Below are 13,449 nucleotides of genomic sequence, written 5' to 3'. Positions count from 1 at the left end.
CCCGCAGATCGCGCGGCGGCTGCTGCCGGGACGGGGGGCTTCGACCGGGCCGGCCGCGGCCGTCGGCGCCCTGCTCGTGGTCGGTTCGGACCTGGTGGGGCGTTTGCTGTTCGCCCCGGCCGAGCTCCCCGTCGGGGTGGTGACCGGTGTCCTCGGCGCGCCGGTCCTGCTGTCCCTGCTCGCCCGTGCGAACCGGATCGGACACACCGGATGACCCACTCCTCCACCTCCGCGACCGCCCTGTCCACCCCCGCGACCGCCCTGGCCGCCGCGGACCTCAGCCTCGACTACGGGGCCGGCCCGGTCGTCGACTCCGTGTCGACGACGCTGCCACCCGGCAGGATCACGGTGATCGTCGGTGCCAACGGGTGCGGCAAATCCACACTGCTGCGTGGTCTCGCCCGGCTCCTCGATCCGCGGAACGGGAGCGTCCTGCTCGACGGCCACGACCTCGCCCGGTTGCCGACGAAGACCGTCGCGCGTCGCCTCGGCCTGTTGCCGCAACAGCCGATCGCGCCGGACGGGATCACCGTCGCCGACCTCGTCGGGCGGGGACGGCATCCACACCAGCGGTGGTTCCGGCAGTTCACCGGCGCCGACGCCGCCGCGATCGACACGGCACTGGCCGCCACCGGGGTCGCCGACCTGGCCGACCGGCCGGTGGACGAACTCTCCGGCGGACAACGGCAGCGGGCGTGGATCGCCCTCGCACTGGCCCAGGAGCCGGAGGTGATGCTGCTCGACGAGCCGACCGCGCACCTGGACGTCGCGCACCAGATCGACGTGCTGGAGCTGCTGACCGAGCTCAACGCCGCGTCCGGGCGCACCGTGGTGCTCGTGCTGCACGACCTCGACCTGGCCGCGCGCTACGCGCACCACCTCGTCGCGATGCGCGACGGCGGCATCGTCGCCGAAGGGACGCCGTCCGAGGTGGTGACCGCCGGGACGGTGGAGTCGGTGTTCTCGCTGCCGTGTGCGGTGATCGAGGACCCGCTCACCGGAAGTCCGCTCGTGCTGCCGCGTCCGCAGCGGCGCACCACGGCCCGCGGAGACACGGCGGTGCGTGGGTCCACGGCGGCCGACGGCGACTCGACGTCCTGAGCCGTCGACTCGGCGTCCTGGGGTGGCGACTCGCGGGCAGAGGGTGGCGACTCGCGGGGTGGTGTGGGGGTGGTCCGGGTGGGCCACCCCCACGTTCCCTCACTGCAGGTGGACGGGGAAGGTGCTGGCCGAGTTCGAGAAGAAGGACGGGACCGGGACCAGGGAGTCGATGTCGGTGGCCGCCTTCAGGTTCGGGTAGCGCTCGAACAGCGCGGGCAGGGCGACCTGCGCCTCCATCCGGGCCAGGTGCGCGCCCAGGCAGATGTGCGGGCCACCGCCGAAGGCCAGGTGGCGCTGCTGCTCCCGCTCGATGTCGAACCGGTCGGCGTCCGCGCCGTGCTGCTCCGGATCCCGGCCGACCCCGCTGTACGGGGCGATGATCGCCTCACCCTTCGGAATCGTGACGCCCGCGATGGTGATGTCCTCCAGCGGGTACCGCGCCATGAAGTTGCCGATCGGCGCGTCCCAGCGCAGGACCTCCTCGATCACCTCGGACCATTTCCCTTGGCCACCCTTCCGGGCCGCCTCCAGCTGGTCCGGGTGTGTGAGCATCGCCCGGACGCCGTTGACCAGCAGGCTCAGCGTCGTCTCGTGCCCGGCGGTGAGCAGCAGCCAGATGGTGTCGGTGAGCTCCTCGTCGGTGAACGACTCGGCGTCCTGCTCGCGGGTCGCGATCAGGGCGCTCGTGAGGTCCTCGCCCGGTTCCCGGGTGCGCAGCTCGACCAGATCCTTGAGCATCCGCTGGCGATCGGTCTGGGTGCGCACCACCTCCTCCGGGGTGGTGTCGGTGCGGAAGATGCTGTCCACCAGCTCCCGCAGCCGCGGTCGCCACGACTCCGGCACACCCACCAGCTCACAGATCACGTTCATCGGCACGGGGTAGGCGTAGTGCTGCCGCAGGTCCACCGAGCCGTCCCCGGCGGTGTGGTTCGGCAGGTCGTCGAGCAGGCCGTGCACGATCCGCTCGATGTCCGGCCGCATCCGTTCCACCCGGCCCCGGGTGAACGTCTTGGTCACCGGCCTGCGCAACCGCTGGTGCGTCGCGCCGTCACTGGTGACCATGTTGGTCACCTTCACCATCCCCACGAGCGGCCAGTCGTCGGAAATCTCGCCGCGCTGGATCGCCGACCAGTTACGCCAGTCCTTGGACACCCGGGAGTCGGTCAGCAGGTCGGCCAGCAGGTCGTGGCGGGTGACGGCCCACACTGTGACCTCGCCCGGCAGGATCGCACGGATCACCGGGCCCGCCTCGCGCATCCGCGCGGCCTCACCGTGGTGGTCGGACCCGGTCGGGTCGAGTCGGACGACGGGTACCTCGTCGGTCACCACGTCGGTCATTCGCTCCTCCAGCGTCAGTTGTGGACGGTTGCCGAACGCGCGAAGCGCACGGGCAGACTGGCGGGGCAGCGGGTCCACGGAGACGGGATCGGAGTGATCTGTTCCGCGGGTACTGCCACGACCACATCGTGTAGCAGGTGGAGGGCGGTGTCGACCGCGATGCGGGTGATGATCCGCGAGGTCCGTTGTGCCGGACAGGTGTGCGGGCCGGTGCTGTAGGCCAGATAGGACCGGTTGCCGACCTCCAGCCACGGGTCACCGCTGTGCACACGGCTGTCCGCGTTCGCGGCGGCGAATCCGAGGATGAGCGCGTCGCCCCGGTCGATCCGACGGCCGGCCAGGTCGCAGTCGGCCAGGGCGTACCGCGCCGGCATGTTCGTCATGGGCGGGTCCCGCCACAGCACCTCGTCCAGCGCCTCGTCGAGGCCGAGGCGTCCGCCGCGGAGCCTGCCGCCGAACCGGTCGTCGGTGAGCATCAGCCGCAACGTCTGCGCGATCCAGGTCATCGTGGTCTCGTAGCCCGCCGAGACCATGAGCACCATGGACTGCTCGATCTCGTAGTCGTCGCGCAGGTTCCCGCTGTCCAGGAAGGCGCTGGTGACGTCGGCCGCCGGTTCCGCCCGCCGCGCGTGGATGATCTCGTTGAGCATCTCCTCGACCCGCCGGTTCCCCGCCTGGGAATCCTCGCCCGAGCCGAAGAGCGCGAGCAGCCCCTGACGGAACTCCTCCGCCTGGTCCATGCCGAACCCGAACATCCGGCCCACCACCAGCATCGGGATGACGGCGGCGTAGTCGGCCACCAGGTCACCGGCGCCCCGGTCGACGAACCGTCCGATCAGGTCGGTGCAGGTCTGCCGGACCATGCCGGCGAGCTGGTGTTCCGGCATCCCCTCCAGCGCGTCCTCGATCGGCGCGCGGAGCCTGCGGTGCTTGTCCCCGTCGGCGAAGTAGGCGTTGTCCCGCGGGAACATCATCGGGCCGAGGCCGGAGTCCGGGGACACGATGCCCTCGTAGTACATCCGCCAGTTGTGCGGGTCGCGCGAGAACAACCGCTCGTTGCGCGCGACGTTGCAGATCTCCGGGTGTCCCAGGACGAGCCACCCGGGGATCCCCGGTTCGAGCTCGACGGGCGCGACCTGGCCCCACCGGGCACGGAGTTCGCTGTAGGCGGACTGGGGGTCCGCGCAGTTCGTCGTGGCCGACAGCGGCATCAGGTCCGTCATCTCGGCCAGGGACGGGTTCTGTCGGGAGGTCGTCGTCATGCCAGCGCTTTCGACTGTTTGCGGACTTCGAGCGCGTGCTGCACCAGGGTGACCAGCGCGTTCGCGGAGTCCTCGCGGCGGCGGGCGTCGCAGTACACGACGGGCGTCTCGGGGAGAAGGTCGAGCGCGTCCCGCAACTGCTCCGGCTCGTAACGGGGCGAGTCGGGGAACTCGTTCACCGCGACCGCGAACGGGATCCTGGTCCGCAGTTCGAGCTGGTCGAACACTTCGAAGCTGTCCTCCAGCCGTCTCGGGTCCACAATGACCAGTGCTCCGACCGAGCCGTCGGACAGCCCCTCCCAGAGGTTCCAGAACCGCTTCTGCCCGGGCGTGCCGAACAGATACAACACGATCTCCGGACTGATCGTGATGCGGCCGAAGTCCATCGCCACGGTCGTGGTGCTCTTGCTGTCCAGTCCGGCCAGCGAATCGACCCCGACGCTGGCCGCGGTCATCGTCTCCTCGGTCCGCAACGGCATGATCTCGCTGACCGACCCGATCAGGGTCGTCTTGCCGACGCCGAACGCGCCCACCACGAGGATCTTGACCGACTGCTCGACGGTGGAGCTCACATAGCGGTCAGAGCTTTCGGAGTCCATTGAGCACTTTCTCCAGGACATCGATTTCCGGCAGTTGCTGCGCGGGAGCGGACCGGACCACCAGCTGACCCCCGTCGATGAGATCCGACGCGAGCACGGTGACCATGCTCACCGGCAGGGACAGATGTGCGGCCGCCTCGGCGACCGACAGCACCCCGTGACACATTTCGACCAGTGCCCGCTTCTCCCGGCTCGTCGCGAGCGGGAGGACCGCCTCCGGGTTGGCCAGCAGCAACGTCTCCGGACGCAACGTGTTGCGCGTCGGGTGTGCCCGCCCTTCCGTGATGACGTACGGCCGGACCGGTCGGTCGCGATACTCGTCGGACGCGGACATGCTCAGGAGTTCCGGGTCGGTGTGCTCAGCGTGCGTTCACCGATCTGCAGCACCTGCATCTGCATCTGTTGGGCGATCAGGGCCGGGTCGATCACCGACTCGGTCACCACGGCCAGCCGGGAGCCGTCCCCCGCCTCGCGGACGAACAGGAAACCGCCCTCGAACTCGACCATCACCTGCCGGGGCTCACCGCCGCTGCCGAACTCGTCACTGATGCCGCGCCCCAGCGAGGTCAGGCCCGCGCACGCGGCGGCGAGTTTGTCGGCGATGTCGCCGTCCGTGTGCTCGGTGCGCACCTTCAGCAGCCCGTCCGAGGTCAGGACCACCGCGTGTCGCACACCGCGGACGCTCCTGATCTCGTCCAGCATCCAGCTGTTGTCACCAGCTTGCGCAGTCATTACTCCTCCGGGTTGTACACGTCGGGATGCGGGCCGGTGCCCGCGGCGTCGGACCTGCCACGCGAGTCCGGAAGGTCGGTGCGGAGAAACGCGCCCATCCACTGCGCGGCCTGCTCGGCGGTGGGTTGCGTACCGCGCGGCGCCTCGCCGCCGGGTCTGGGAGGTTCCGGGGCAGCCTCGCCGCGACGCGAGCGCCTGCGGGGCAACGGTGTGTCGTGCGCCCCACCGTTCTCCGCCGCCCGGTGCGGTGTGGGGTGGCCGATGTTCTCGTCCCGGTCGCTGTGGTCGATGGTTCCCCGTTTCGATCCCGCCATCGGCGCGGTCCTGTCCCTCGGTGTCTCCACGGCGGCGGGTTCCGTTGCAGCGGTTCCCGTCGTGGCGGGTCCCGGCGCCGACGGTCCCGCCGACGACGGTTCCGCGGCGGACGGCGTGGACGGCACCGCGGGCACCGACGGCATCGTGGCGCTGGTCGAGGACCGCCGGGCCAGCGGCAGCTGGCTCCCGCCGGTGACCGCGCCGTCCGGGGGCAGCGGTTCGGTCAGCTCGGACGGGACGAGCACCGTCGCCCGCACCCCGCCGTAGACGGACTCGGCCAGATCGACCCGGAATCCGTACCGCCGGACGTAGGCGCCGACGGCCGCGAACCCGGTCTGCGGAAGCTCGCCGAGACTGAACAGGTCGATCTCGCGCTTACCCGAGACGATCTCGCGGGCCCCCTCCAACCTGCGTTCGTCCATACCGACCCCGCAGTCGTCGACCTCGATGACGGCACCCCGCTGCACATGGCGCAGCGTCACGAGCACGTTGGTGGTGGGCGGGGACGACTGCGCGGCGTTGCCCAGCAGCTCCGCGATCAGGTGGATCAGCGGCTCGACAACGCGCGGCGCGACCGCCACGCCGGGGTCGCCGGACAGCTCCACGCGCTGGTAGGCGGTGATGCGGCCCGCGGCGCCGCGCACGACGTCGGAGACCGCCAGCGGATCGTGCCACTGCTGACCGGGCCACTCCCCGCACAGGGTGGACACCGACTGCGCGTAGCGTGCCTGCTGGGCCGCCGCGTGATCGACCCGCATGCTGGTCTCCAGCACGTCGGGGTCGTTCGGGTGCCGGGAGATCATGCGACCCGCCTCCTCCTGAACCCGGTGCGCGGTGGTCTGGAGCTTCCGGGTCAACGAGACCACCGAGGCGTGCACCGCGCTGCGCTGCCCGGCGTACACCTCACGGACCCGCACGATGATCGCCATGTACCGGTCGAACTCCTGTTCCACCTCCGGGTCGTCCGGACGGTCGGGGAGTTCCGGGAGCATGTTGTCCTCGTTGATCTCCTCCATGTAGGTCAGGAACCGGTCGTGGACGTCCACCTGGGCGTGGTACCGCGCCCGGAGCTGTTCGTACTCGTCCCGCCGGGCCCGGTTCTCCCGTGCCAAGGCCCGGAACAGCAGCACGGGCAGGGCTACAGCGGCCAGCACCACCACGGCGGGAATCAGCCAGAGTGCGCTGCCACGGTCGCCCGTGGACAACACGATCCCGGTCGCGACGACGTAGGAGACGATCGCCGCGCCGCACAGTGCGACGACCGTGCTCCCCGGGCGACGCGGCACAGCCGATGAGAGGGTCATGATCACCTGATGGTCGACGGGAGTGGCGGGAAGTCGGGGTCAGCGTGCCGGGCCCGGCGTCCGGCGACGTCGGTGCGGCAACGGCAACACCTCCACATCGCCGACGTCCGGGAAGAGACCGGCTACTCGACTGGCCCACACGACTGCACCGCGCAGCGTAGTCGATCACCGTTATCTCCGTACAGACCTGGTCCGTTCGCATCAGAACACCGCCCGTGTGCGATGTGTCGCCATCACGGACAGACACAAGAGGCAGGCGGTGTATGCCGCTCCGGTGACGCACTCCACACCTCCGGTCCCACGGTGTGAGCACAACGGCACGGGTTGAATTCCCGGCCCCGGGGTAGCCGGTTCCCGACCGGCGTGAGGCGCGAGGGAGGCACCATGGCCGAGACGGTCGCCGATCACATGCTGCGACGACTCCGCGAGTGGGACGTCCACCAGGTGTTCGGCTACCCCGGGGACGGGATCAACGGGCTCGTCGCCGCCTTCGGCGAGGCGGACAACCGGCCGCGGTTCGTGCAGGCCCGGCACGAGGAGATGGCGGCGTTCGAGGCCGTCGGATACGCGAAGTTCAGCGGAACCCTGGGCGTGTGCGCGGCGACGTCGGGGCCGGGCGCGGTGCATCTGCTCAACGGGCTCTACGACGCCAAGCTCGACCACGTGCCGGTCGTGGCATTGGTCGGCCAGACCGCCCGCAGCGCGAAAGGCGGCAGCTACCAGCAGGAACTCGACCTGGGCGCACTGCTCAAGGACGTGGCCTCGGAGTACCTGGTCGAGGTCGACGTGCCGGAGCAACTGCCGAACGCCCTGGACCGGGCCGTGCGCACCGCGCTGGCCCGGCGGTGCCCGACCGCGCTGATCGTCCCGGCCGACGTGCAGGAACTGGAGTACACCGGTCCGGCGCACACCTTCAAACACGTACCGTCGTCCCCGTCGGGCAGCGTGCGGGCCGTCGTCACCCCGCCCGAGGACGAGCTCGCGGAGGCCGCGGCGGTGCTCAACGCGGGCCGCCGGGTGGCGATCCTCGCCGGGCAGGGAGCCCGCAACGCGGCCGAGGAGCTGACCCGCGTCGCGGAGATGACCGGCGCCGGGGTCGCGAAGGCGCTGCTCGGCAAGGACGTCCTGTCCGACGACCTGCCGTACGTGACGGGGTCGATCGGCCTGCTCGGGACGCGGCCGAGCTACGAACTCATGCGGGACTGCGACACCCTGCTGATCGTCGGGTCGAACCTGCCGTACTCGCAGTTCCTCCCGGAGTTCGGGCAGGCCCGGGCGGTACAGATCGACATCGACGGCGGCATGATCGGCATGCGGTACCCCACGGAGGTCAACCTCGTCGGGGAGGCCAAGGCCACGCTGCGGGCACTGCTGCCCCTGCTGGAGCCGAAGCCGGACCGCTCCTGGCGGGAGACCGTCGAGCGCAACGTCGGATCGTGGTGGGCCACCCTGCACGACCAGGCCATGCTGGACGCCGACCCGGTGAACCCGATGCGGGTGGTCCACGAATTGTCCGAGCGGATCCCGGCGGACGCGATCGTCACCGCGGACTCGGGGTCGTCGACGAACTGGTACGCGCGGAACCTGAAGATGCGGGGCCGGATGCGCGGGTCACTGTCCGGCACGCTGGCCACGATGGGCGCCGGGGTGCCGTACGCGGTCGGGGCGAAGTTCGCGCACCCGGACCGGCCCGTCGTCGCCCTCGTCGGGGACGGCGCCATGCAGATGAACGGCATGGCGGAACTGCTGACGATCGCACGTTACCGTCCACTGTGGTCCGACCCGCGGCTGGTGGTGTGCGTGTTCACCAACCACGACCTCAACCAGGTGACCTGGGAGCTGCGGGCGATGGGCGGGGCGCCGAAGTTCACCGAGTCGCAGAGCCTGCCGCCGGTGTCCTACGCCGACTTCGCCCGCGCCGTCGGACTGGACGGCGTCACGGTGACCGACCCCGGCGAGCTGGGGGGCGCGTGGGACCGCGCCCTGAGCGCCGACGGCCCGGTCGTGCTCGACGTGCACTGCGACCCGGAGATGCCGCCGATCCCTCCGCACGCCACGTTCGCGCAGATCAAATCCACCACGGAGGCGCTGCTCAAGGGCGACCCGAACGCCTGGCACATCCTCACCCAGGGCGCCAAGACCAAGGCCCAGGAGTTCACCCCCTGACCCACCCCGGCGCGGGTGTGACCGTGAAGGGCACCTTCCCTGCGTCGGACGCAACGAGGGGCACTTTCCCTGCGTCACGTGCAGGGAAAGTGCCCCTCACGGCACAACCCCGGAACCGGGGGGAGGGCGGTGCGCTCAGCGCTCCGAGAGGGGCTTGTAGTCGCGCTGCTTCTCACCGGTGTAGATCTGGCGGGGGCGGCCGATCTTGGTGGCCGGGTCGGTCATCATCTCGCGCCAGTGCGCGATCCAGCCCGGCAGCCTGCCGAGGGCGAACAGCACGGTGAAGTACTTCGTCGGGAAGCCCAGCGCCCGGTAGATCAGGCCGGTGTAGAAGTCGACGTTCGGGTAGAGCTTGCGCTCGACGAAGTAGTCGTCCGACAGCGCCCGCTCCTCCAGCCGCTTGGCGATGTCGAGCAGTTCGTCGCCACCGGAGATCTTGGCGAGGATGTCGTCGGCGGTCTGCTTGATGATCTTCGCGCGTGGGTCGTAGTTCTTGTACACCCGGTGGCCGAAGCCCATCAGGCGCACGCCCTCCTCGCGGTCCTTGACCCGCCGCACGAAGTCGTCCACGTCGCCGCCGTCGGCCTTGATGCCCGACAGCATGTCCAGCACCGCGCTGTTCGCACCGCCGTGCAGCGGGCCGAACAGGGCCATGATCCCGGCCGAGATGCTGGCGAACAGGTTCGCCTCGGAGGAGCCCACGAGCCGCACCGTCGAGGTGGAGCAGTTCTGCTCGTGGTCGGCGTGCAGGATGAACAGCAGGTCCAGCGCCTTGGCGATGTCCGGGTCGATCTCGTACGGCTCGGCGGGCAGCCCGAAGGTCATCCGCAGGTAGTTCTCGACCAGGCCCAGCGAGTTGTCCGGGTACAGGAACGGCTGGCCGAGCGACTTCTTGTAGGCGTAGGCGGCGATCGTGGGCACCTTCGCCAGCAGCCGGACGGTGGACAGCTCGACGCTCGACTGGTCGAACGGGTCGAGCGAGTCCTGGTAGAACGTCGACAGCGCGGACACCGCGCTGGACAGCACCGGCATCGGGTGCGCGTCCCGCGGGAACCCGTCGAAGAACCGCTTCAGGTCCTCGTGCAGCAGCGTGTGCCGGTTGACCCTCGACTTGAATTCGTCGAGCTGGTCGGCCGTGGGCAGCTCGCCGTAGATCAACAGGTAGGAGACCTCGATGAAGTTCGAGTTCCGCGCCAGCTGTTCGATCGGGTAGCCCCGGTACCGCAGGATGCCCTGCTCACCGTCGATGTAGGTGATCGACGACGAGGTCGCGCCGGTGTTGACGAATCCGGGGTCATAGGTGATGTAGCCGGTCTGGGCGAGCAGCTTTCCCAGCTCGACACCGGGCGCGCCTTCCACGGCGCGGACGACGTTCAACTCGTGTTCGCCATCCGGCAGGCGGAGCTGCGCCTTTTCGCCCCCGGTCTGCGCCGCAGTCGCGTCGGACATGCACATGCCTCTCACGGTCACACGGGCCGGCTGCGACCGCAGGTCGTGCGGGTCACAGAATCTCGCACACCGTCCCGCTGGGGTTGATTCCTCTTTACGCTAATCCAGAAGAGCCCTGTCATGCAGCCGTGGTGTTACCCACGCCTGACGCTGTGCGACCAGGTTCACACGCTGGGCACCATCTCCGCGGCCGTCGGAGGCTCCGCACCGTGACGGGACACCGTGACCGCCGCCGCACGCGCGGCGAAGGACAGCACGTCCCGCCAGTCCCCGACCGTGAGGGCGCCGGGGTCGTCGACCCCGTGTCGTACGAACCAGGCCAGCATCGCACCCTGCACCGTATCCCCCGCGCCGATCGTGTCGCCCACCTCCACCGCGACGGTGGGCACCGTCACCTCGTGACCGCGGGCGGTGATCGCCGAAAGACCGTCCGCACCTGTGGTCAGGACCACCGCGGCCGGTCCCGCGTCGAGCCACGGCCGCAGGGCCGCGCGGACCCCGGCGGTGCGGACGGACCCGGACCCACAGGTCAGCCAGTCGGCGTCCTCGATCGAGAGTTTGAGCAGCCGCACGGACGGCAGCCACGAGGCGAACCGTGCCCGGTAGGCGGCCGGGTCGGCGATCAGGCCGGGCCGGATGTTCGGGTCGAGTGCGGTGAGCACGCCCCGGCCGTGCGCACGCCGCAGCACCGCCTCGTACGCCCCTGCCCCCGGGTCGAGGACCATGCCGAGGGTGCCCACCGACAGCGCCGTCGTGGCCGGGGGCAGCGGCCCGGGGTCGGTGATCAGCCGGTCCGCCGTGCCCTCGACGTAGAAGCGGTACTCCGCCCCGTTCTCGTCGTCCAGTGTCACCACGGCCAGCGACGTCGGCTCGGGCCCACGCCGCACCAGTGAGGTGTCCACACCGGACTCCTCAAGCCGGCGGAGCAGCGCGTCGCCGAACCGGTCGGTCGACACGCGGGAGAGGAACGCCGTGGGCGCCCCGAGCCTGCCCGCCGCGAGCGCGACGTTGTACGGCCCACCCCCGAGACGCGGCGCGAGCAGCTCCGATGTGGACAGTCCCTCGCCGGCATCACCTCCCGCACGCACGGGAACCAGATCGACGAGCGCCTCACCCGCGGAAACCAGCACGCCCGCGCATCCTACCGCCGGGGTGTGCCGTGAGGGACCCCTTCACCGCGTCGGATGCAGTGAAGGGGGCCCTCACGGCACCACACGCAGCCAAGGAGTCCTTCACGGCACCACACGCAGCGAAGGGGTCCTTCACGGCGTCACCCCGTCGAGGAGGAGTTCGCCGAGGGCGGTGAAGGCCTCGGCGTCGGAGACGCCGGTGCGGGTGCGGACCGCGCCCGTCTGAATGCTCTCGATGAGCACCGCGGCCAGTTCCGCGATCAGCCCGGCGTGCACCTCGCGGAACACACCCTGGTGGACACCGTCGGCGATGAACCGCCGGATCCGGGACGCCGCGGCCTCGGAGTTCAGCTCGTACACCGCCCGGGCGGGCTCGAAGGCCGCGACGTCGGCCATGAACACGGGCGAGGCCCGGTCGAGCTCGGCGGCCACCCCCGCCAGGTAGGTGCGCACGGTCTCCCGGGCGTCGGTGATCCCGGTGATGCGCTGCTCGATGCGCTCGGCCGCGCCCTTGAAGAACCGCGCGACGACCTTCACCGCGAGCTGTTCCTTGCTCGGCGCCAGCGCGTACAGCGTCGTCTTCGAACAACGCAGACGCGCGGCCAGGTCGTCGAGCGTGCACGAGACGAACCCCTCCGTGAGGAACAACTCCTCCAGCTCGTCCAGCACGGCCAGTTGCCGCCGGGTCGGCGATCGGCTCGGTCGCATACCGGAACACTACGCGGACCGCCGCAACAGTACGAAAAGGCGAACCACAGTACTATTCTCAGTATCATCACCGTCCGCCGACATCCGACCGGAGGCACCGATGCCCGTCCCGCGCCTGCTCCCGTCCACCGAGGCCGAGGACCTGATCGCGCTCACCCGCGAGATCGCCCGCGACGAACTGGCGCCCCGCGCCGCCGAGTACGAGGAGGAGGCCCGGTTCCCCCGCGAGCAGTTCCGGGTGCTCGGCGGGGCCGGACTGCTGGGTCTGCCGTACCCGGAGCACTGGGGCGGCGGCGCGGTGCCGTACGAGGTCTACCTCCAGGTGCTGGAGGAGGTCGCCGCGGCGTGGATGTCGGTGGGCGTGGGCCTGTCGGTGCACACGATGTCCTGCTTCGCCCTGGCCCACCACGGCACCGACGCGCAGCGCGACCGGTGGCTGCCCGCCATGCTGGAGGGCGGCCTGCTGGGGGCGTACGCGCTGTCCGAGACGCAGGCGGGCTCGGACGCCGCCGCCCTGACCACCCGCGCCCGCAGGGAGGACGACGTCTACGTCGTCACCGGGGCGAAGGCGTGGACGACCCACGGCGGACAGGCCGACTACTACACGACGATGGTGCGCACCTCCGGCAGCCCCGACGCGCCGGACCGCGGCCGAGGCGTGAGCTGCCTGCTGGTGGACGCGGACACGCCGGGCCTGACCGCCGCCCCCGCCGAGCGCAAGATGGGCCTGACCGGGTCGACCACCGCGCAGATGCTGTTCGACGACGCCCGCGTGGACGCCGACCGGCTGATCGGCGCCGAGGGCGACGGTCTGAAGATCGCGCTGTCGTCCCTGGCCTCGGGCAGGCTCGGGATCGCGGCCTGCTCCGTCGGACTGGCGCAGGCGGCGCTCGACGAGGCCGTCGCCTACGCCGAGGGCCGGACCCAGTTCGGCAGGCCGATCATCGACTTCCAGGGAATGGAGTTCCTGCTCGCCGACATGGCCGCCGCCGTCGACTCCGCCCGCGCCACCTACCTCGACGCCGCCCGCCGCCGCGACCGCGGCATGCCGTTCGGGCGGCAGTCGTCGGTGGCCAAGCTCGTGGCCACCGACGCCGCCATGAAGGTCACCACCGACGCCGTGCAGGTGCTCGGCGGCGCGGGCTACACCCGCGACTTCCCGGTGGAGCGCTACCTCAGGGAGGCGAAGGTCCCGCAGATCTTCGAGGGCACCAACCAGGTCCAGCGGATGCTCATCGCCCGCGACCTGCGCTCGTCCTGACCCGCACCCTCCGGGCCCTCCCCCGACCCGTCCGCCCGGCCCGGCACCGGCACACGACCGGCCGGGCCGGGCGACACCGCCGGA

13 protein-coding genes are annotated in these 13,449 nt (G+C 70.7%); 4 read left to right on the top strand and 9 right to left on the bottom strand.

Features of this window, described 5'->3' with window-relative positions:
- Both SACHA_RS25750 and SACHA_RS0117735 read left to right on the top strand, forming a co-directional pair.
- The coding region (locus tag SACHA_RS25750) for an iron chelate uptake ABC transporter family permease subunit (protein WP_039739640.1) at positions 1-214 on the top strand (214 nt) is incomplete at its 5' end.
- Complete coding sequence (locus SACHA_RS0117735; RefSeq protein ID WP_019811946.1) at positions 211-1,101, top strand: ABC transporter ATP-binding protein; 891 nt, start codon at positions 211-213, stop codon at positions 1,099-1,101. The genes SACHA_RS25750 and SACHA_RS0117735, both read left to right, overlap by 4 nt.
- 99 nt (positions 1,102-1,200) lie before the next feature.
- Here the strand turns inward: SACHA_RS0117735 and SACHA_RS0117730 are convergent, their stop codons facing one another.
- From SACHA_RS0117730 to SACHA_RS22890, 6 genes are read right to left on the bottom strand one after another with little or no spacing between them, the layout of a single operon-like run.
- Positions 1,201-2,439 (bottom strand): cytochrome P450 family protein, encoded by a 1,239-nt coding sequence (locus SACHA_RS0117730; RefSeq protein ID WP_019811944.1) that lies wholly within the window; start codon positions 2,437-2,439, stop codon positions 1,201-1,203.
- Between the two features lie 14 nt (positions 2,440-2,453).
- Entirely contained in the window at positions 2,454-3,701 is a 1,248-nt protein-coding gene (locus tag SACHA_RS0117725; protein WP_019811938.1) for a cytochrome P450, read from the bottom strand.
- Complete coding sequence (locus SACHA_RS0117720; protein ID WP_028663312.1) at positions 3,698-4,300, bottom strand: GTP-binding protein; 603 nt, start codon at positions 4,298-4,300, stop codon at positions 3,698-3,700. Before SACHA_RS0117720 ends, SACHA_RS0117725 begins: the two co-directional genes overlap by 4 nt.
- Positions 4,281-4,634, bottom strand: coding sequence for a DUF742 domain-containing protein (locus tag SACHA_RS0117715; RefSeq protein ID WP_019811934.1), 354 nt, complete (start codon positions 4,632-4,634; stop codon positions 4,281-4,283). The genes SACHA_RS0117720 and SACHA_RS0117715 overlap by 20 nt, the downstream gene beginning before the upstream one ends.
- Before the next feature lie 2 nt (positions 4,635-4,636).
- On the bottom strand, positions 4,637-5,032 hold the full coding sequence (locus SACHA_RS0117710) for a roadblock/LC7 domain-containing protein (RefSeq protein ID WP_007024018.1): 396 nt from the start codon (positions 5,030-5,032) through the stop codon (positions 4,637-4,639).
- On the bottom strand, positions 5,032-6,651 hold the full coding sequence (locus SACHA_RS22890) for an ATP-binding protein (protein WP_083935905.1): 1,620 nt from the start codon (positions 6,649-6,651) through the stop codon (positions 5,032-5,034). Before SACHA_RS22890 ends, SACHA_RS0117710 begins: the two co-directional genes overlap by 1 nt.
- Positions 6,652-7,035: 384 nt before the next feature.
- Here SACHA_RS22890 and SACHA_RS0117700 point away from each other — a divergent pair, with 384 nt between their 5' ends.
- On the top strand, positions 7,036-8,817 hold the full coding sequence (locus SACHA_RS0117700; RefSeq protein WP_019811929.1) for a thiamine pyrophosphate-requiring protein: 1,782 nt from the start codon (positions 7,036-7,038) through the stop codon (positions 8,815-8,817).
- Between the two features lie 135 nt (positions 8,818-8,952).
- Here the strand turns inward: SACHA_RS0117700 and SACHA_RS0117695 are convergent, their stop codons facing one another.
- The 3 genes from SACHA_RS0117695 to SACHA_RS0117685 all read right to left on the bottom strand — a co-directional run bounded on the left by SACHA_RS0117695 (position 8,953) and on the right by SACHA_RS0117685 (position 12,104).
- Complete coding sequence (locus SACHA_RS0117695; RefSeq protein ID WP_051110273.1) at positions 8,953-10,266, bottom strand: citrate synthase; 1,314 nt, start codon at positions 10,264-10,266, stop codon at positions 8,953-8,955.
- 164 nt (positions 10,267-10,430) lie between these two features.
- Entirely contained in the window at positions 10,431-11,396 is a 966-nt protein-coding gene (locus SACHA_RS0117690; protein ID WP_019811925.1) for a carbohydrate kinase family protein, read from the bottom strand.
- A 132-nt stretch (positions 11,397-11,528) separates the two neighbouring features.
- Positions 11,529-12,104, bottom strand: coding sequence for a TetR/AcrR family transcriptional regulator (locus tag SACHA_RS0117685; protein ID WP_028663310.1), 576 nt, complete (start codon positions 12,102-12,104; stop codon positions 11,529-11,531).
- A gap of 100 nt (positions 12,105-12,204) precedes the next feature.
- Here SACHA_RS0117685 and SACHA_RS0117680 point away from each other — a divergent pair, with 100 nt between their 5' ends.
- Complete coding sequence (locus tag SACHA_RS0117680) at positions 12,205-13,365, top strand: acyl-CoA dehydrogenase family protein (RefSeq protein WP_019811921.1); 1,161 nt, start codon at positions 12,205-12,207, stop codon at positions 13,363-13,365.
- Positions 13,366-13,449: the final 84 nt, after the last annotated feature.

Origin of the sequence: Saccharomonospora halophila 8 (assembly GCF_000383775.1) — a bacterium.
Classification (GTDB): domain Bacteria; phylum Actinomycetota; class Actinomycetes; order Mycobacteriales; family Pseudonocardiaceae; genus Saccharomonospora; species Saccharomonospora halophila.
This window is presented reverse-complemented; position numbering and strand designations above follow the sequence as displayed.